Genomic DNA, 19973 nt, shown 5'->3' with positions numbered 1-19973 from the left:
GCGTTTTTACCTTTGTAGAATGGATTTCACAAGACACGAAATTTGAGTGAAATACCGTAAATTATTTTCAATAAATTGGGTTGTGCTGCGTGTTTATTTTCCTCGTTAACCAACAGCGAGAAAACTTTAAATCCTTTTCAATTAGGCTGTCGCTACAGGTTAGTAGCTGGCTAATTTCTTGAGTTTGAAGCCCCATAAGGTATTTCAGTTTGAATGCTTGTGATTGCCTTGGGTAATTCAAAGTAAAGTGGTCAACAGCCTTATCCATAATAATTAGCTGCTCGAAATGCCTTTCTTCTTGAGGGGGAACTTTTGTGGGGAGTTGGCGTTTCTGTGCTTGTTGACGTCGAGCGTTATCGATGAGTATTTGTCGCATGATTTTTGCTGCTATTAACAGAAAATCACGAGTGTCTTTTATTGATTGAGTATCAGCAAAAGAGAGCTTTAGGTAAGCATCGTGAACTAACGCCGTTGTGTTGTTGATGCTATTCCAAGAGACCCAACACTTTTGCTCATGCTTGGTCGTGCTCCTTTTTCTCTCTTTTTGAGCGAGATCGTAGAGGTGGGCGTAAGCGAAGCGATAGAGTTTCTGTTCTGCCCATTTATGCCCCGCTTTCCAATCTCTGATGATCGACTCTATATCAGTCAGTTGGTTACTCATGGTTAGCAGTTTCCTTTTGTTGATTCTGTCCTAGTTGTTTGTGGGGCAATGATTCGTAACAGTTTCATCTTTGTTTTTTTTGGTATACCAGGATCGCCTAAAACCGCTTTATGGGTATGTTTTAGTACTGTATTGATCGATACTTTCGACTTAGGGCTCTCTTTTATTTGAGAAAGCGTTCGGACAAATTGCCTTGTGACTCTTTCTGAAGCGCGCTTTTCTATCTGAAGTTGTTGGTTTTTTTTGATCAAAGGCGTGTAGAAACCTACACCACACCAAATGAGCACAGTAGATAAGGCGCATTGAATTGGACGGCGTTGGCATAGCTTCAGAGCGGAATAAAATGGTTGGTCTTGATATGCGGAGATTGGACGACAAGCGATCAGCTGCGTAATGTCGTTATAGAGTTCATTGGTGCTCGAATAGCGCAGTAAGGCGTGGCGTCGTGTCGCTTTTTGAATTATGCAGTTTAGATCCCCCTGACTTATCGGTAGTTTAGGAAACATGAATTTTAAGATCTTTCCTAGAGCGTAAATATCGCATTGGACTGTGGGAGGGCTTCCGCTGATTTGCTCTGGACTAGCGTAGTCATGACTGTAGGCATTGATTGTGATTGGGAAAGCAGATAATTGGTCACTGATTCCTCTCATTAAATTAAAGTCGAGTATCTTCGGGTGACCTTCACAATCGATTAATATATTTTCTGGCTTTAAATCGGTATGCAGAACTTGGTGTTTGTGTGCGTGTGAGATAGCAGCGCATATCTTTAAAAATAGATTGAGCTTCTTTGTTTTGTTTAATGCATACGTAGCAAGGTATTCACTAAGGGTACAACCTTTTATGTGTTCCATTACAATATAAACAGACCCTTCATGTGTCCCTCCATCGATCACCTTGGTTATATATGGGTGATTCAACGTCGCAAGCGCTTGTGCTTCTTGAAACAGATACTCTTTATCTATGAGGTGAGATAAAGCGGGTTGAATGAGTTTTATGGCAAGATCTTGATGGAATGTCTTATCCACTCGAGTAGCAGCATAGACAACACCAATACCTCCACGACCTATTTCGTAAGACAGGTGGTACTTATCAATGTATGTATCAGAATAAGTCGCTTTTTTGTTTGTAGCTTGGAGGGCGCCTACACCAAATATATGTGTAATAGGCTCTAGCTCTGAGGTGCAGATAAAGGGATAAATCTTGTCATATAGATCGACTTGGTGTGCTTTTAATTCTTTTAGATATTTTGTTTTTTCTGCCTCAGATAGGTCCAATAATTGATAAAAAAGATCGGTTATATGGGTGTTGGCTACTGACATTGTCGCTTGTTCAAGAATTATTATGAACGGGATTCTATAAGTACGAGCTATAGATTTTGCTGAGATTTGACAATCTTTTATAATTTTTTATATATCAGTGCTTTGTGCGTTCTTTTTTTGTTCAAGCTGGTTAATAAAAAGCAGGCCTAAGCCTGCTTCTATCTTTAATCTTATGATCTGCGATTAACGCATGGTAACAAACTCTTCGCTGCCCGTTGGGTGAATTGCCACAACAGAGTCGAAGTCTGCTTTGGTTGCGCCCATCTTCATTGCAACGCCGAAGCCTTGAATCATTTCATCAACCGTGAAGCCGATGCCGTGTAGGCCAACGACAGTCTCTTCTTCGCCAGTACATACTAGCTTCATCTTACAAGGTTGACGGTGCTTGGTTACTGCTGTGTACATCGCAGTGAAGCCCGATGTGTAAACCTTGATGTTGTCTTTGCCGTACTTCTCTTCAGCTTCTTGGGTCGTAAGACCGATCGTGCCGATAGGTGGGTGGCTGAATACAACAGTAGGCACTAGCTTGTAGTCCATTTTTGCGTTGGTTTGACCGTTGAATAGACGTTCAGAAAGCTGACGACCTGCTTTAACAGCAACAGGAGTTAGCTCGATACCGCCTTCCATGATGTCGCCAACACAGTAGATGCCAGGAACATTAGTTGCTTGGAACTCGTCTACTTTGATGTAGCCACGGTCGTTAGTTGCAACGCCAGTTGATGCTAGGTTGATAGCGTCAGTTGCTGGGTGGCGACCGATCGCCCAGATTAGGTGGTCAACGTTTTGAGTGTTGCCGTTCTCTAGGTGTAGAGTCAGTGTGCCATCCGCTTCTTTCACAACTTCTTTAGGCACTGAGTGCGTGTGAAGTGTTGGACCTTCTGCTTCCATTACTTCTACTAGCGTTTCGATGATCATTGGATCGAAGCTACGTAGTGGAGATTCTTTACGACAGAACAAGTGTGTTTCTGTGCCTAGTGCGCTTAGTACACCTGCGATCTCAACTGCGATGTAGCCAGCACCGATAACCGCAACGCGTTTTGGTTGCTCCATTAGGTCGAAGAAGCCATTTGAGTCGATGCCGTATTCTGCACCTGGGATGTTTGGAATTGTTGGACGACCACCTACCGCGATCAGGATGTGATCTGCTGTGTAGTGTTCACCGTTCACTTCAACTGTCTTTTCATCAACGAACTTAGCAAAGCCTTTGATTACGTTTACTTTGTTGTTACCTAGTACGCGGTCGTAAGATTGGTGGATACGACCAATGTACGCTTGGCGGTTTTCAATCAGCTTGCTCCAGTTAAAGCTTTTTACTTCAACGTCGAAGCCGTAATCTTCAGAGTATAGGTTGATCGCTTCAGCAACTTGAGCGCCGTGCCACATTACCTTTTTAGGAACACAACCAACGTTTACACAAGTACCACCAAGGTCTTGAGCTTCGATAAGTGCAACCTTTGCACCGTGCATTGCTGCGCGGTTTGCTGATGCGATGCCGCCTGAACCGCCGCCGATACAGATGTAATCAAAATGAGTCGCCATTACTTTCTCCATTTATTGAAGGCTGTGGGTACAGTGAGCGCACTGAACACCTACGTCCTATAGATTCTTAAATTGTCTAATTATTATATTGAGGGCAGATCGGTTGAACTCAATCTCCCTGTTTAAAATTTATTCGTGTACGTCACAATCTGCTTAATATTTGTCAGAGCATGACGTTAAGTTCGAGATTACTCGGGTACGATCCACTCTACTTTGAAGTGACCGGTCGCTGGCGCAATTGCTTCCTTCAAGAATGGAAGAATCTCTTTCATTTGGCTTTCTAGCTTCCAAGGCGGGTTAATCACGATCATGCCTGATGCCGTCATGCCACGCTCGTTGGTGTCTGGTGATACGCCAAGTTCGATTTGTAGAATCTTGTTGATGCCTAAGCCTTCGAGACCTTCGATCATATCTTCGATATCACAGCGATTTACTACCGGGTACCAAATTGCGTAGATACCGGTTGCCCAGCGCTTGTGGCTTTGAGCGATTGCAGTCACGACATCACGGTACTCTTTTGCCAGCTCGTAAGGCGGGTCGATCAGTACTAAACCACGACGTTCTTTTGGTGGCAGGCTGCCCTTTAAGCGCTTAAAACCATCTTCTTTGTAGATAGATACCTGACGATCACGGTGGAACTCTTGCTCAAGCAGCGGGTGATCGGCTGGGTGAAGCTCAGTCAGTACCATGCGGTCTTGGTCACGCAGGTGTGCACGTGCAACACGTGGAGAACCCGGGTAGTAACGCAGTTTCTCGCCATTATTGAGAATGGAAATAGACTCAAGGTAGCTTTGAATGTCTTCAGGAAGGTCTGTTTGCTCCCACACACGAGCAATACCTTGCTTGTATTCACCGGTTTTTTCAGACCATTCATGCGTTAAGTCGTAACGACCTACACCAGAGTGAGTGTCATGATAAACAAAAGGCTTATCCTTTTGTTTCAAAGAATTAAGAATAAGGCTCTGTACGATATGCTTTACTACGTCGGCATGGTTACCTGCGTGGAAGCTGTGGCGATAACTTAACAAATTAAACTCTCGTAACACTCTCGAATTAGAGTGTGGTTAGTGTAGGTGGGGTTAATCAGACTATTATAACCCTCAATGGACCATAAATTCTCGAACAATTCAGGGACAGTCGTCAGCTATCTGCAGTTAGTTATTGGTTCTACTATTGAAATTTGCCTTTATGGGCACTATTTAATAACTATTCGCAGGTGATTTTTTAGGGCGAACTTTAGCCTGATGACTGTAAGACGACCTCATTACAAAAAAGACGAAAGTCTCTAAAGCCAAAGGAATGTTTATATGTCTAATCCGCTATTAACCTTCACGGACTTACCTCCGTTTTCACAGATCAAGCCAGAGCACGTAAAGCCTGCAGTTGAGCAAGTGATTGAAGCGTGTCGCAACAAGATAGAACAAGTACTTGAAGGTAATACTTCACCAAGCTGGGACAACCTAGTTGCTCCAATTGAAGAAGTGGATGATCGTTTAGGTCGCATTTGGTCACCTGTAAGCCATATGAACTCTGTCGTGAACAGTGACGAACTGCGTGAAGCGTATGAGAGCTGCTTACCTGTGCTATCTGAATACGGCACTTGGGTTGGCCAACACAAAGGCTTGTTCGAAGCGTATAAAGCGGTCAAGGCGAGTGAAGCATTCTCTGCACTGAACCGAGCTCAACAAAAAACTATTACCGACGCACTGCGCGACTTTGAATTGTCGGGCATTGGCTTACCTGCAGATGAACAGCATCGTTACGGCGAGATCAGCAAGCGCCAGTCTGAGTTAGGCTCTCAATTCTCAAATAACGTGCTTGATGCAACCATGGGTTGGAGCAAGCAGATCACAGACGTAGCTGAGCTGGCAGGTATGCCTGAATCAGCACTGGCGGCAGCTCAAGCGGCGGCTGAGTCTAAAGAGCAAGAAGGCTACCTACTGACTTTAGATATCCCATCATACCTACCTGTGATGACCTACTGTGATAACCAAGAACTGCGTAAAGAGCTTTATGAAGCGTACGTAACGCGCGCTTCAGATCGCGGTCCAAACGCAGGTAAGTGGGACAACACTGAGATCATCACCGAGCAACTTAAGCTGCGCCACGAGATCGCGCGCATGCTTGGTTTCAGTACTTACAGCGAAAAATCACTGTCGACTAAGATGGCAGAAACGCCAGACCAAGTGCTTGGCTTCCTAAACGACCTAGCAGTAAAAGCCAAACCGCAAGGTGAGCGAGAAGTTGAAGAGCTACGCCAGTTTGCTGAGAAAGAATTTGGTGTCTCTGAGCTAAACCTGTGGGACATCGCTTACTACAGTGAGAAACAAAAACAGAAACTGTTCGAGATCTCTGATGAAGAGCTTCGTCCTTACTTCCCAGAATCTAATGTGGTTTCAGGTCTGTTTGAGGTACTGAACCGCGTGTTTGGTATGTCGGTAACAGAGCGTCAAGGCGTAGACACTTGGCATGAGTCAGTGCGCTTCTTTGATATCTTTGATGCGACTGGAACACTGCGTGGTAGCTTCTACCTAGATCTATACGCACGTGAACACAAACGTGGTGGCGCTTGGATGGATGACTGTCGTGGTCGTCGCATTACCGAATCTGGCGAGCTACAGACCCCGGTTGCTTACCTAACGTGTAACTTCAATAAGCCAGTTGGTGATAAGCCAGCACTGTTTACTCACGATGAAGTGGTGACCTTGTTCCACGAATTCGGTCACGGTATCCACCACATGCTGACGCAAGTAGAAGCGGGCGCAGTTGCGGGTATCAATGGCGTGCCTTGGGATGCGGTTGAATTACCAAGTCAGTTCCTAGAAAACTGGTGTTGGGAAGAAGAAGCGCTGTCGTTCATCTCTGGTCACTTCGAAACGGGTGAAGCGCTACCAAAAGAGATGCTAGAGAAGATGCTAGCGGCGAAGAACTTCCAATCTGCGATGTTTATCCTGCGTCAGCTAGAGCTTGGTTTGTTCGATTTCACGCTACACACAGAATACGACCCTGAAGTGGGTGCTCGCGTACTAGAAACGCTAGCGGATGTTAAGTCTAAGGTGTCGGTACTGCCAAGCCTAGATTGGAACCGTTTCTCACACAGCTTTGGTCATATCTTTGCTGGTGGTTACAGCGCGGGCTACTACAGCTACCTGTGGGCAGAAGTGCTATCGGCAGATGCGTTCTCAGCATTTGAAGAAGAGGGTATCTTCAACACTGAAACGGGTAATCGCTTCCTGAACAACATCCTTGAAATGGGTGGCAGTGAAGAGCCAATGGAGCTGTTCAAACGCTTCCGTGGTCGTGAGCCACAAATCGACGCAATGCTGCGCCACGCGGGAATCAACGCATAATCACGGTAACTATCTAGTTTATTGCGAAAAGAGCCTCTAGTTAGAGGCTCTTTTTTTGTCTGTGCGTTATGCCAAGCAAGGCGAATCAATGTTATGGATTCACATTGCGGTTGATAGGGTTCTGCAATGAAATCAGTGTCTCTGTCGACTGAACTTCATCGATCGCTTGCAGCTTATCGATCAATACAAACTGCAGCTCTTCTATCGACTTACACATCAGCTTTACAAAGATATTGTAAGCACCAGTGGTGTAGTACGCCTCAACCACTTCGTCTAAGGCATTCAGCTTAGCGATCGCCGAGTGGTAATCTTTGGCAGCATTAAGGTTGATGCCAATAAAGCAACACACGTCGTAACCCAGTTTTTTGGTGTTTACCACAACTTCCGTTCGCTCGATAATGTCTGCCGATCTCATCTTTTCGATGCGAACGTGAATCGTCGCAGGGCTGACATCGAACTGCTTTGCCATTTCAGCGTAAGGAGTTCGTGCATCTTCCATCAAGGTTTTGAGAATGGCACGGTCTAGATCATCTAGACGAGCTGTGGTTGTGGACATGCATAATCCTTAGGTTGAATGAAAAACATACCGGCTTGAGTACACATCATAGCCAAGGGTGATAATATTAGCAGTAACTATAGGGTTAGGGTGAATTCAGTGCGATTTTCGTTATTTTTTATTGTGATGTGTTGGAGTGTTTTTGCTTCAGCTCAGGCAAAAGATGTGTTGGTTATTCACTCTTATCATCAAGGCTTTTTCTGGACAGATGATTTCCATAAAGGACTATCTGATGAGCTCGATCGCGATGGGTTATCTTACCGGGTTGTTTATCTCGATACCAAGCGAACTCAAAACGCTGAATACTTAGAGCGAATTTATCAGCTATACCGCACTAAGCTGTCGCATGAAGAGTTTGCCGCTGTAGTCGTCAGTGATAATAACGCCCTCAATCTGATGAAACGCTTAGCGCCCGAACTCAATGGCACGCCCGTTATTTTTGGTGGCATCAACAATTTTTCTCCGCAAATGATTGAAGGCTTGCACGCAACCGGTATCACTGAAGATATTGATATGGCGAGCAATATTGAGCTGATCAATCGACTTCAATCGACGGTTAAAAAAGTTTACGTGGTTACCGATCACTCGGTAACGGGTGAAGCGATTCGCGCTCAAGTGGATTTATTTCTACAAAAACGCCCTGAGTTTTCTGGGATGGTGGAGCAATATACGCCTGATTCTTATCAAGAACTGATGACGTTCGCGCAACGCGCTGATCTAACTAAAAGCTTGTTGTTCTGGGCCTACTACCGCGACATCAATGGTCGGGTCAGCAGCAAAGAAGACTGGCGTCAGCTCAACAAAAAAACTCAGATGCCATTGTATATTGTGCATGATTTAGGACTTGGGTTTGGTGCGATTGGTGGCGTGATCCACAGTGGAGAAACGCAAGGTCGAGACACGGGGCGCGTGCTGTTGAGCGTGCTGAACAATCCTAAGGCTCCATTGCCATTGGTGGTTGCTGGCGCGCCAGAAATCAAACTCGATTACCAACAGATCTCACGTTGGGATTTGGGTGCAGAGAATGAAGCCTCAGTAACCTTCCTCAATAAGCCGAAGTCATTCTTAATGCGCTATCGCGATGAAATTCGCACCATCGGTTTAATGTTCTTGAGCATGTCGTGTGTTATCGCGGTGTTGGTGTATTACCTTAACCGTCTGAAGAAGAGCGAACGTGCAAGTCGCCAAAGCCAACGACTGTTGGAGTCGATATTTGATCAGAGCCTGCAATTTATGGGCATCATTGATAAGGGTGGCGTGCTGCTGTCGAGTAACAGCAAGTTACATGAGCTGCTTTATAATCAAGGCTATAAACTGGGAACGCCGCTGCAACAACACCAACATTGGGAAAGTTCTGCGCGAGAAGTGCTAGCCGAATATTTCATCGCAAAAAGTGAGCACCCAGCCTTACGATTTGAAGCCGAGGTGTGGTGTCGAGATCGCGGTGCGATGGTGTTGGATATTTCATTGAAGCCGATGCCGGGCAGTGAAGACGAAGACATTCAGTTTCTCTTTGAGGCGCGCGACGTGACCTCACGTAAGCTTGCTGAGAATAAGCTGTTCCAACGTGAAGCAAACTTGAAGCTGTATTACGACAAACAGCCGGTGATGATGATTACGCTCGATGGCAATAATCGCATTCAACAAGTGAACCAGTTTGCCGAAGAGCTTTTGGGATACCCTCTCGATCAGTTGTTGGGCCATCGCCCTAGAGAATTCTATGTTGATGAGAACGCGATGATTCCTCGTCATATCTTGCTGCAACCTCAGCATAAGATTCGTGGTGTGTGGCGTCGTGATATCGAATATCGCCATGCCGACGGCAGCAAGAGCTGGATTCGTGAAAATATCCGCCCGTTGGTGGAGTCTGATCAGCTGTTGATTGTGGGTGAAGACATCACCGAAACGCACGAGCTTTCTGAAAAGCTAGAGTATCAGGCTCGCTATGACCTACTGACTGACACCTTTAACCGCAACCACTTTGAGCAAGAGCTGCAAAAGGCGCTGAAAGAGGTTGAGAGCCACATGCGAACTCACGCAATGTTGTTCCTAGATTTGGATCAGCTGAAAGTGCTGAACGATACCGCAGGACATGAAGCGGGTGATGCTGCGATCTTGTTTAGCGCCAAACTGCTAGAAGACGTACTGCCTTACAATGCGGTGTTAGCGCGAATGGGTGGTGATGAGTTTGCTGTGCTGATGAAAGACTGTACTGAACGAGATGCGGTGAATGTGTGTCGCAGTATTATCTCGATGATGAGTGAGAATCCATTCTTGTGGGATGATATTCGACTCAACCTGACGTGCTCTATCGGTATTCGATTGATCGACCATACAGCAGCTTCACCACAGATGGTGCACGCTCAGGCGGATGCAGCTTGTCATGCCGCTAAAGAAGAAGGTCGCAATCGCTATCATCTTTACCATCAAGATGATGAAGACCTGCGTCGTCGCCATCTTGAGATGGAGTGCGTTAACCTAGTGCATGAGGCCTTGGCTAACGATCGCTTAGAGTTGTTTGCGCAGCGAATTCTTGGCCTAGATGAAGACAGCGATAAAATGCACTTTGAAATCTTGGTCCGCATCAAGAACATCCAAGGGGAATACATCTCCCCGGGGATCTTCATGCCAGCCTCAGAGCGTTATAACATCGCGCATTTGATTGACCGCCAAGTCGTCAGTCAAACCTTGGGTTGGTTGGAGCAACGCCCTGAGGTTATTGAGGAACTGGGGATGTGTTCAATCAATCTTTCCGGTCACTCGATGGGTAACCGTGAGTTTGTCGAATTTTTGATAGATAGCCTGAGCGATTCATCGATACCGTGTCATAAGATTTGTTTAGAGATCACCGAAACAGCGGCCATGAGTAACATGAAGCAGGCGATCAAGTTCTTCACTCGAATCAAAGAGCTTGGCTGCATGATTGCATTGGATGATTTTGGCTCAGGGCTATCGTCATTTGGCTATCTGAAAAAGCTGCCTGTCGATATTGTGAAGATCGATGGCTTGTTTGTACGTGATATTGATGTGAATGAGATGGACCATGTGATGGTTCGCTCGATCAATGATCTTGCCAAGCAGATGGGCAAGCACACCGTGGCTGAGTTCGTTGAAAATACCCAGATTATCGACAAGCTTATCGAACTGGGTGTGAACTACGCGCAGGGCTACATCATAGGGCGACCTAAGCCACTCGCAGAGCTTGTTGAAGAGTTAAGACAAGAGCGAGAGACAGAGCCATTGGTTTAGGTAAGCCGACTTTAGCTGAGAATACTTTTCACCGCTAATATGTATTGTTGAGGCAATCAGGTAAACTGGTTGCCTCTTTTGTTTTGAATACTACTGTCTGTTGGAGACGACCTTGCAACTACAACTGATTTGCGAAGATGCTACCCAAATCGATCATTTGAATGACTTAGCGACCCGCTGGAACTTATCTCATGATGAAAGCAGCGATTTTGCTTTGGTACTGACTAGTGAGCGACTTGAGCTACGTAAAGTCGATGAGCCTAAGCTTGGCGCTATCTTTGTTGATTTAGTGGGAGGCGCTGTTGGTCACCGACGTAAGTTTGGCGGTGGTAAAGGTCAGGCGATTGCCAAAGCAGCTGGTTTAAACAAAGGCGCAACGCCAACTATTCTTGATGGTACTGCAGGCTTAGGGCGCGATGCGTTTGTGTTGGCTTCTCTAGGTTGTAAGGTGCAAATGGTCGAGCGTCATCCAGTTGTGGCTGCACTGCTTGATGATGGCTTGCAGCGAGCGCAACAAGACCCAGACATCGGTGGTTGGGTAAGTGAGCGTATGAAGCTGATTCACGCATCCAGTCACGATGCGTTGGATAAGCTCAGCAACGATCCTGACTTCGAACAGCCAGACGTGGTGTACCTCGACCCAATGTACCCACACCCAGAGAACAAAAAGAAATCGGCTCTGGTCAAAAAAGAGATGCGCGTATTCCAATCTTTGGTGGGTGCCGATCTGGATGCTGATGGCCTATTTGAGCCAGCGATGAAGTTGGCATCGAAGCGAGTTGTGGTTAAAAGACCGGATTACGCAGCTTGGTTAGACGAGCAAAAACCGAGCATGGCGATCGAAACCAAAAAGAACCGTTTTGACGTCTATGTGAAAGCATCAATGACTTAATTGAAGCATCAATAACTTAGATACACGCTAAGAAAATTTCCCGTCATAAATACGATAAATTGCCATTTAACACTTGCGATAGTCGCGTTACAGATGTATATCTAACTAAGAATCATTATTATTCTTAGCTGGAGTTGAAGCATGGCTAAACGCTTTTGTAAGTTAAACCGTCGAGATATCACCGAACACTTGGGCGAGATCCACAGCTTGGTGACTGAACCTAAGTTCGTGTGTCGTTCTTGCGCGCGTTCTTCGGCGGATCAAGCGAATCTATGCAAACCCACCGCAATTCCACCTCTTGGTTGTCAAAACAAACCCGTTGAAGAGAAAGTCGCATGCGGCCTGCTAGCGGAAACATTACCTGCACCAGAACTGTCGCTTGCGGAAATCAACGAGGCAATTGAACCGAGCGTACAAATGTTCGATCCAGCCGCCGCTGATATGGCCCCTGAGCTTGCCAAAAAAGAAGCCGCACAGAAAAAAGCCAAGCTGAAAAAACTGATGGCGAAGGCGAGCGGTGATGAGAAAGCTGAACTCAAACAAGCGAAGAAAGCGGCTAAGAAACAAGAGAAGTACAATAAGAAACTGGCGAAGATGATTAAGAAGCAGCAAAAGCTGTTTAAGAAAAGTCAGAAGCTGGAAAGTGAATTGGAACGAATCAACCTACAACTTGATGATGTTGCCTTCACTGAAACCAAGACTCAGGTAGTGAGCCACAATCAAATCCACTGAAGTTGATTTGAATGGTTTATTGCTACAGCGATGATTTAAAAAGAGCGACCTTAGGTCGCTCTTTTGCTTTTTGGGGTTATCCGAGCTGACTCATGTAGCTCGTTCAAATCAGCTAAGCGTTGCTTGCGGATCTTGCTACGCGCTTCTTCACCCACGTCTCATTGACGAATAAAGAGAATAAGATAACGGCGCCACCAATAGACAAGCGAACCAAATCGACATCTCTGTTCCAAATCAGGATATTCACCACCAGACCAGCAGGAACCAAGGCATTGTTCATCACTGCCAGCGCGCCAGCATTCACCATGCACGCGCCTTTATTCCACATAAAGTAACCCAGCCCCGACGCAATCAAGCCAAGGTAGATCAGGATTCCCCATTGAAGTGTGGTGGTGGGCAGTTTCTCTGGGTTGCCTAGTAGCATGAAAGCCACTGACGCGACACATAGCGCCCCTAAGTAGAAGTAACCAAATACGGTTCGCTGAGGCAACTCGGTCGATTCCTTCTCCATCACCACCTTGTAGCCCACCTGACCAATAGCAAAGCACAGGTTCGCGCCTTGCACGACGAGGAAGCCGACTAAAAAGTTTTCGTTAATACCTGCGAACTTAATGAATACCGCGCCCAATACCGCAATTGCCGCTGTCACTAGGTACCACGGAGAGAATTGCCCTTTGAGAAAGTCATAAATAAGCGTGACGTAAATTGGGGTAAAGACAGTAAACAAAAGGACTTCAGGAACGGATAGCAGTAAGAAAGACTGATAGTAGAAGCAGTACATCAGGCCAAGCTGGATACCACCAATTGCCATCAATTTAGCGATCAGCTTACGCGATACGCCGCGAAACTTTAGGAAAGGAAGAAATACGACGCCAGCAAGGGCAACACGCATTAAAACAGAGAACCAAGAATCAACCTGACCCGCAAGGTAAACGCCGATCAGGCTAAAGGAGAAGGCCCATAGGAGGGTAACACCAGCTAAATAGCTCATAGTAAAACTTCGTTAATAAGATATGAGCTGTATGTTACCTAACCTTAAATCATTAGTCTTCTGAATCTCTTAGAGGCACGACCAGCATATCAACCGGAGAGGCGTTGATCAGTTGGCGTGTTGAAGAGAGCAGCTTGCTCCAGAAGTCTTGATGGTGACCGCAAACCACGAGATCAACATTGAACTCGTTGATGGTGTCACACAGCTCATGACTCAAATCACCACTGCCTACTAGGGTATGGGTGATCGGGTATTGGGCGTGCTCCGCAAAATTTTGCAGCTGAATACGAGACGCTTCCATCGCGTTGTGCTGGGTTTCGGCCATGTTGATATCAATCAGGCCGGTATACAGCTCTGCGTAGTTAATATCGATATGGATAAAAGAGACTTTGGCTTCCAATGGCTTAGCCAATGCTACCGCTTTATCCACAATTAATTTGCTGTCTTCTGATAAATCGACCGCGACCAAAATATGTTTGTAACTCATATCGCTACCTCCTTTATTCATTGTCTGATTTAAGATTAGCACTATGCGATGGTTTTTTTTGCTGAAGTGATCTCATATCCACTGTCTTGCGTAATGACAGCTCGAAATATTGGTTAACTAATGGCCTGCGAGATATTCATTAAATAGTGATATAGTAGAGAAAATTGAGGATGTAATTAGGAGTCTTAAATGCTGTCAAAAACTATGGTTGAGCAACTGAATGATCAAATTAACCTAGAATTTTTCTCATCCAATCTATACTTACAAATGAGTGCTTGGTGTGAAGACAAAGGATTTGAAGGTGCAGCAGAGTTTCTGCGTGTTCATGCAGTAGAAGAAATGGAACATATGCAGCGTCTTTTCACTTACGTAAGCGAAACCGGTGCAATGCCAATTCTGGGTTCGATTGAAGCACCGAAACACGAATTCGAAAGCCTTGGTGCAGTGTTCCGTGAAACTTATGAACATGAGCAGATGATTACTGAAAAGATCAACAAACTGGCTCACGTTGCTTTCAGCACACAAGACTACTCAACCTTTAACTTCCTGCAATGGTACGTTGCAGAGCAACACGAAGAAGAGAAGTTGTTTAAAGGTGTATTGGATAAGCTAGAGCTTGTTGGTGAAGACGGTAAAGCACTGTTTTTTATTGATAAAGACCTAGCGCAATTGGCAAAAGATGGTTCATCTTCAATTATGGAAGCTCCTGCCGTTTAGGTAGTACGAAAAAGACACTGATTATCTTTTTCTTTTGAGTTTTCTTATGAAGATGTAGGGAGGAAAGGATGATCAGCGGCGACACTATTCTATTTGCACTAATGGTTGTGACTTGCGTGAACTGGGCGCGTTACTTTACTGCGCTAAGAACGCTCATTTATATTATGCGAGAAGCGCATCCTCTACTTTATCAACAAGTAGACGGAGGCGGTTTTTTCACAACCCATGGCAATATGACCAAACAGGTTCGCCTGTTCAGTTACATCAAAAGCAAAGAGTATCACCATCATCATGACGAAGTTTTTACTTCGAAGTGCGATCGCGTAAGACAGTTATTCATACTCTCTTCCGCTCTGCTAGGTGTAACCTTGCTGTCTTCTTTCATCGTCTAAGTTATTTAGTACGTGTGAAGTAGAGTTTAGGTTTTGGTGTAAAGCTTCGGTTGTTGGTTCGCTAAGCCAAGTAGTGGTTTTGCTGCTGTCTGCAAATTGTACAATTGAACATCAATTGCAAAGTTTAAAATTGCCGCTAGAATAGCGAGCAATTAGTAAGGATGTGCTGTTTATGCACATCCTTTTTTATTGATGGCATTTCGAGAACAGGGCGTACTCGAGGTGCAAAAGTGAAGAAAGCAGAACCCCAATGAGTGAAAAGTTTGATGTAATCGTAATTGGTGCGGGCGCCGCGGGCTTAATGTGTGCTGCGGAAGCTGGTAAACGTGGCCGACGAGTGCTGGTGGTTGATCATGCAAAGAAACCAGGCAGAAAAATTTTAATCTCAGGTGGCGGCCGTTGTAACTTCACTAACTATGATGTTTCAGCCAACAACTTCCTATGTAACAACCCTCACTTCGTGAAGTCAGCCTTATCTCAATACACCAACTGGGATTTTATCTCGATGGTGAGCAAGTACGGTATTGAGTTCGAAGAGCGAGACCACGGCCAATTGTTCTGTGTGAATGACCACACTGCAAAAGACATCGTGAGCATGTTGCTTGAAGAGTGTAAGCAGGCGAAAGTCGAACAACGCTACCGTTGTGATGTTCACTCCATCGAAAAAACAGACGCTGGCTTCAAGATGCACCTCAATACCGACGAAGTTGAGTGTGACTCACTGGTTGTGGCGACAGGTGGTTTGTCGATGCCTAAGCTGGGCGCAACGCCATTTGGCTACAAGATTGCCGAGCAATTTGGTTTGTCTGTGATGCCAACTACCGCAGGCTTAGTACCATTTACTCTGCATAAAGAAGATAAAGAAGATTTCGCTGAGCTTTCAGGAATCGCGATTCCTGCTGAGATCACCGCGCAAGACGGAACCTTGTTCAAAGAAGCGTTGCTGTTTACTCACCGCGGCCTATCGGGTCCTTCGGTACTGCAAATCTCTTCTTTCTGGAAGGCGGGTCAGTCGGTTTCGATTAATCTAGTACCTGAAGTCGATGTGGCTGAACTGCTGGCTAACTCTCGCGAGAAGCACCCAAATCAGAGCCTGAAAAACACCTTGGCGAAAGCACTGCCGAAGCGTTTTGTTGAAGTGTTGATTGACCGCAAAGAGCTGGAAGACAAGCCGCTCAAGCAGTTCAATGAAAAACAGCTGAATGACATTGTAGAGCATCTAGAAAACTGGAAAATCGCGCCAAACGGCACCGAAGGTTACCGTACTGCCGAAGTAACTCTAGGTGGCGTGGACACCAATCACCTATCTTCAAAAACCATGGAATGTAAGAGCGTGTCTGGCCTCTATTTCATTGGTGAAGTGATGGACGTAACCGGTTGGTTAGGCGGCTATAATTTCCAATGGTGTTGGAGTTCTGGCTTTGCAGCAGGTCAGTGGGTTTAAGCTTTTAGCTTACTCACTAGATTTTAAATTATATAAAAATGGCGAGTCATACGACTCGCCATTTTTGTATCTAACATTGTGTTCTAGCTCTAGATTCGACTTTATCGATGGCTTTTCGTGCTCAATTGGATCTTTTAGCGCTTATTTACGCAGCTTTGTTTTTTGAAAACTTGATCTGTTGAATCACCAAGCCAGCAATGATCAGTACCAAACCAAACAGTGTTGCAGGGTGAATCTCTTCGCCAATGATGGTTGAAAGTAGCATCAGTGAGATAAACGGTGACGCAAAAATCAGGTTGCTGATACGCGCCGTATTGTTGGTTAGCTTGAGTGCTGATAGCCACAACACAAAGGTAATGCCCATCTCGAACAGACCAACGTAAGTCACCGCCATCCAACCCTTCGCTGTGATTTGGCTAAAGCTTTCACCTTCGTAAAGGGTTAAACCGATCGCAAATGGTAATGCCACTAAGAAACCAAGCAGCACGCCAACCACTGGGTCAGCCTTGTTTTTGGTGTTGAGAATCCAATATCCCGCCCAAAGCAGAGTAGAAAGCAGCGCCAGAGCCACACCAAGTGGACTATCGAACTGCATTCCTAGCACATCGCCTTTGGTGGCAATAACTACCACACCCGCATAGCTGAAGGTACACGCAATCCAATCTTGCTTACGAATCTTTTGCCCCAGAAAAACCGCCGCCATTAAGGTTAGCGTGATAGCCCAGCTGTAGTTGATGGCTTGAGCTTGAGAAGCGGGCAGCAGGTCGTAGGCTTTGAATAGAATCAGGTAATAAGCCAATGGGTTAACCAAGCCGAGCAGCAGGTAATACCAAGGGTTTGAAAGGAACGTTGTACTCAGCTGAGAGAGCTTACCTTGAAAGGCGCAGACTGCGATCAGCGCAATCGACGACACAATACTGGCAATGGTCAGCATTTGAATCGGTGAAAACTCAGCAAGGGTCAGCTTAAAAGCAGTAGCGACCGTTGACCACAGCAGTACTGCGGAAAGGCCAAAGCCCAAGGCACGACGTTCGTTCATGGCAACTCATTCTAATTTGATGGGACAGAATACGGAGCGCCTAGTCTATCTGTCGAATTTTAATACGGCAAACTGGACATTTATCCAGTATCAAAATACCATTTAATGAGTTATTTCAAATTAGGCTAAATCATTATCATGCAATGGATTATCGAACATCAAGCACCGCTTATTGCTGCTATTTCTGGCGCGCTCGTCAGCGGCGGTGTCGTGGGTTGGTGGATTAAACAGAAGCTCTCTTTTCAGCAGCGATTGCTCGAGCAGCAGCTAGAGTCCGATCGTTTGTTGCATGAATCTCAGCAAGCTCAGCTCAAAGTATCACTCGCAGAGGCGCAACAAGAGCTCGATGAGTTAGATGATGACCGAGACAAAGCGGCATTCGAGCTCAAGCAGGCGCACGGTAAGGTGATGGCTGCAATGGAAAAACTGCGCTACTTTGAGGCGGTAAAGCAAGAGCGCCAGCAGTACGCTGATGAGATCAATGTGCTTAAAGATCATAAGTCTGAATTAGAAGCCGAGCTGCGCGAGCAAGAAGCAAGGCATGACCAAGAAAACCTCGCCAATAGCGAAAAGCTGCAGTTGCTAGAGCAAGCTGAATCACGACTTAAGCAGCAGTTTGAATTGTTAGCGAACCAACTGTTTGAAACCAAAACCGCCAAGGTCGATCAGCAGAATAAGCAGAGCCTAGAAGGTTTGTTGTCTCCACTAAGAGAGCAGTTGGAAGGCTTTAAGAAACAAGTGAACGACAGCTTCAGCCAAGAAGCCAAAGAGCGTCATACTTTGGTGCATGAGCTTAAAAACCTGCAGCGTCTTAATGAGAGTATGACGCGTGAAGCGGTGAACCTGACTCAAGCGCTAAAGGGTGACAACAAACAACAAGGTAACTGGGGCGAGGTGGTGCTGGCTCGCGTGCTTGCTGAATCAGGACTGCGCGAAGGCCACGAATACCAAACGCAAGTGAACCTGCAAAACGATGCGGGCAAGCGTTATCAACCGGATGTGATTGTGCATCTGCCACAAGACAAGCAAGTGGTGGTCGATTCAAAAATGGCGTTGGTGGCATTTGAACGCTATTTCAATGCCGAAACCGATCAGCAACGCGATGCTGCATTGCGCGATCACTTGGTGTCACTGCGAGCGCACATCAAAGGCTTGAGCCAGAAAGATTATCATCAGCTCAAAGGCATACAGAGTCTGGATTACGTGTTGATGTTTATCCCGGTTGAACCAGCATTCCAAGTGGCGATTCAGGCGGATCCTAGCTTGGTGAAAGATGCGATGGAGCAAAATATCATCTTGGTCAGCCCAACCACTTTGCTGGTGGCACTGCGTACCATTGATAACCTGTGGCGTAACGACAGACAGAACCAGAACGCACAGGTTATCGCAGAACGTGCGAGCAAGCTTTACGACAAGCTGCGCCTGTTTGTTGATGATATGGAAGGCCTTGGCAGCTCACTTGATAGAGCAAACCAAAGTTATCAAGGGGCGATGAATAAGCTAGTCACAGGGCGAGGCAACGTGATTCGTCAGGCCGAAAGCTTCAAGCAATTGGGTGTTGAAGTGAAGAAACCGATCTCGATTGGTTTGGCCGAAATGGCGCAAAATGAGGCTTTTTCAGAAAATGCCTCCTTAGTAGAAAGACAACCCGCTGAGGATAAAGTAAACTAATCGGCCGCAGCGCCTCTAAACACGGAGCGTGCTGTCGATGAGAACTTACCATGGTAGATAACAGCATTATGGACACAAGCGTGCAGACAAATTCAGCAGTAGAGTCAGAAACCACACACTTTGGTTTCGAAACAGTCGCAAAAGACGAAAAAGTCGCGAAAGTAGCAGAGGTATTTCACTCTGTAGCCGCTAAATACGACATCATGAATGACTTAATGTCGGGTGGTGTTCACCGCTTGTGGAAGCGATTCACGATTGATTGCAGTGGCGTTCGCCCTGGTCAGCGTATCCTAGATCTTGGTGGTGGTACTGGCGACCTTACTGCGAAATTCTCGCGTATCGTTGGTGAAAAAGGCCACGTGGTTCTTGCTGATATCAACAACTCAATGCTGAATGTTGGCCGTGATAAGCTGCGTGATAGCGGCATTGTTGGCAACGTACACTACGTACAAGCGAACGCTGAAGAGTTGCCATTCCCAGATAACTACTTCGATTGCATTACGATCAGCTTCTGTCTGCGTAACGTAACCGATAAAGACCAAGCGCTGCGTTCTATGTACCGCGTACTTAAGCCGGGTGGCCGTCTGTTGGTTCTTGAGTTTTCTAAGCCAGTGCTTGAGCCACTATCAAAGGTTTACGACGCATACTCTTTCCACCTGTTGCCAAAAATGGGTGAGTTGATTGCTAACGATGCAGACAGCTACCGTTACCTTGCAGAATCTATTCGTATGCACCCAAATCAAGAGACTTTGGAAGGAATGATGCAAGAAGCGGGCTTTGAAAATACAAAATACTTCAACCTAACGGGCGGCATTGTTGCGCTGCACCGCGGTTACAAGTTCTAGTCGAGCTTGGTAGCAGGCTCGCTGAGCGTGCTAAACAATAAGAATAAAGATAGTACGGATAGGTTAAGGCTTATCCGTTTTCAAAGGTA

17 protein-coding genes are annotated in these 19973 nt (G+C 45.9%); 9 read left to right on the top strand and 8 right to left on the bottom strand.

Annotated elements, in window-relative coordinates:
- Window positions 1-67: 67 nt before the first annotated feature.
- The 4 genes from AB4512_RS11905 to AB4512_RS11890 form a co-directional block, all read right to left on the bottom strand.
- Window positions 68-661, bottom strand: a complete 594-nt coding sequence (locus AB4512_RS11905) for an ECF-type sigma factor (protein WP_017060140.1) — start codon at window positions 659-661, stop codon at window positions 68-70.
- A 2-nt stretch (window positions 662-663) separates the two neighbouring features.
- Window positions 664-1980 carry a serine/threonine-protein kinase gene (locus AB4512_RS11900; protein ID WP_372174944.1) on the bottom strand — a complete coding sequence of 439 codons (1317 nt, stop codon included), beginning with the start codon at window positions 1978-1980 and terminating at the stop codon, window positions 664-666.
- A 183-nt stretch (window positions 1981-2163) separates the two neighbouring features.
- Window positions 2164-3519, bottom strand: coding sequence for a glutathione-disulfide reductase (gorA, locus tag AB4512_RS11895; protein ID WP_372174943.1), 1356 nt, complete (start codon window positions 3517-3519; stop codon window positions 2164-2166).
- Window positions 3520-3707: 188 nt separating this feature from the next.
- Complete coding sequence (locus tag AB4512_RS11890; RefSeq protein WP_017060143.1) at window positions 3708-4547, bottom strand: 23S rRNA (adenine(2030)-N(6))-methyltransferase RlmJ; 840 nt, start codon at window positions 4545-4547, stop codon at window positions 3708-3710.
- 279 nt (window positions 4548-4826) lie between these two features.
- Between AB4512_RS11890 and prlC the strand changes: the two genes are divergently transcribed.
- Window positions 4827-6869 carry an oligopeptidase A gene (prlC, locus tag AB4512_RS11885; protein WP_017060144.1) on the top strand — a complete coding sequence of 681 codons (2043 nt, stop codon included), beginning with the start codon at window positions 4827-4829 and terminating at the stop codon, window positions 6867-6869.
- A gap of 91 nt (window positions 6870-6960) precedes the next feature.
- Here the strand turns inward: prlC and asnC are convergent, their stop codons facing one another.
- Complete coding sequence (gene asnC / locus AB4512_RS11880) at window positions 6961-7425, bottom strand: transcriptional regulator AsnC (protein ID WP_008218581.1); 465 nt, start codon at window positions 7423-7425, stop codon at window positions 6961-6963.
- Window positions 7426-7551: 126 nt separating this feature from the next.
- On the opposite strand from asnC, the gene AB4512_RS11875 reads away from it, so the two are divergent.
- The 3 genes from AB4512_RS11875 to AB4512_RS11865 all read left to right on the top strand — a co-directional run bounded on the left by AB4512_RS11875 (window position 7552) and on the right by AB4512_RS11865 (window position 12298).
- The gene (locus AB4512_RS11875; protein WP_372051201.1) at window positions 7552-10674 is read left to right on the top strand and encodes an EAL domain-containing protein; all 3123 of its coding nucleotides are present in this window, start codon (window positions 7552-7554) and stop codon (window positions 10672-10674) included.
- Between the two features lie 112 nt (window positions 10675-10786).
- Window positions 10787-11566, top strand: a complete 780-nt coding sequence (locus AB4512_RS11870; RefSeq protein ID WP_017060146.1) for a class I SAM-dependent methyltransferase — start codon at window positions 10787-10789, stop codon at window positions 11564-11566.
- Between the two features lie 141 nt (window positions 11567-11707).
- Entirely contained in the window at window positions 11708-12298 is a 591-nt protein-coding gene (locus tag AB4512_RS11865; protein WP_017060147.1) for a hypothetical protein, read from the top strand.
- Window positions 12299-12410: 112 nt separating this feature from the next.
- Here AB4512_RS11865 and AB4512_RS11860 read toward each other — a convergent pair whose 3' ends face one another.
- A complete protein-coding gene (locus AB4512_RS11860) occupies window positions 12411-13289 on the bottom strand; it encodes a carboxylate/amino acid/amine transporter (RefSeq protein ID WP_017060148.1) in 879 nt (292 codons plus the stop codon).
- A 52-nt stretch (window positions 13290-13341) separates the two neighbouring features.
- Window positions 13342-13776, bottom strand: coding sequence for a universal stress protein UspA (gene uspA / locus AB4512_RS11855; protein ID WP_017060149.1), 435 nt, complete (start codon window positions 13774-13776; stop codon window positions 13342-13344).
- 189 nt (window positions 13777-13965) lie between these two features.
- Between uspA and ftnA the strand changes: the two genes are divergently transcribed.
- From ftnA to AB4512_RS11840, 3 genes are all read left to right on the top strand, one after another.
- Window positions 13966-14493 carry a non-heme ferritin gene (gene ftnA, locus AB4512_RS11850; protein WP_017070096.1) on the top strand — a complete coding sequence of 176 codons (528 nt, stop codon included), beginning with the start codon at window positions 13966-13968 and terminating at the stop codon, window positions 14491-14493.
- A gap of 68 nt (window positions 14494-14561) precedes the next feature.
- The gene (gene uspB, locus AB4512_RS11845; RefSeq protein WP_009848060.1) at window positions 14562-14885 is read left to right on the top strand and encodes a universal stress protein UspB; all 324 of its coding nucleotides are present in this window, start codon (window positions 14562-14564) and stop codon (window positions 14883-14885) included.
- Between the two features lie 250 nt (window positions 14886-15135).
- Window positions 15136-16329 carry an NAD(P)/FAD-dependent oxidoreductase gene (locus tag AB4512_RS11840; protein WP_102394319.1) on the top strand — a complete coding sequence of 398 codons (1194 nt, stop codon included), beginning with the start codon at window positions 15136-15138 and terminating at the stop codon, window positions 16327-16329.
- Between the two features lie 145 nt (window positions 16330-16474).
- Here the strand turns inward: AB4512_RS11840 and AB4512_RS11835 are convergent, their stop codons facing one another.
- A complete protein-coding gene (locus AB4512_RS11835) occupies window positions 16475-17368 on the bottom strand; it encodes a DMT family transporter (protein WP_048607574.1) in 894 nt (297 codons plus the stop codon).
- 138 nt (window positions 17369-17506) lie between these two features.
- Here AB4512_RS11835 and rmuC point away from each other — a divergent pair, with 138 nt between their 5' ends.
- Entirely contained in the window at window positions 17507-19039 is a 1533-nt protein-coding gene (gene rmuC / locus AB4512_RS11830; protein WP_372174942.1) for a DNA recombination protein RmuC, read from the top strand.
- 65 nt (window positions 19040-19104) lie between these two features.
- Window positions 19105-19884: a bifunctional demethylmenaquinone methyltransferase/2-methoxy-6-polyprenyl-1,4-benzoquinol methylase UbiE gene (gene ubiE, locus AB4512_RS11825; protein ID WP_026012235.1), complete on the top strand. Its 780-nt coding sequence runs from the start codon at window positions 19105-19107 to the stop codon at window positions 19882-19884.
- Window positions 19885-19973: the final 89 nt, after the last annotated feature.

It is taken from the genome of Vibrio sp. 10N.222.52.B7 (genome assembly GCF_041474275.1).
GTDB classification, from domain to species: Bacteria; Pseudomonadota; Gammaproteobacteria; order Enterobacterales; family Vibrionaceae; genus Vibrio; species Vibrio crassostreae_C.
Note: the sequence above shows the minus strand (reverse complement) of the source record. Positions and strands in the feature narration are given on the sequence as shown.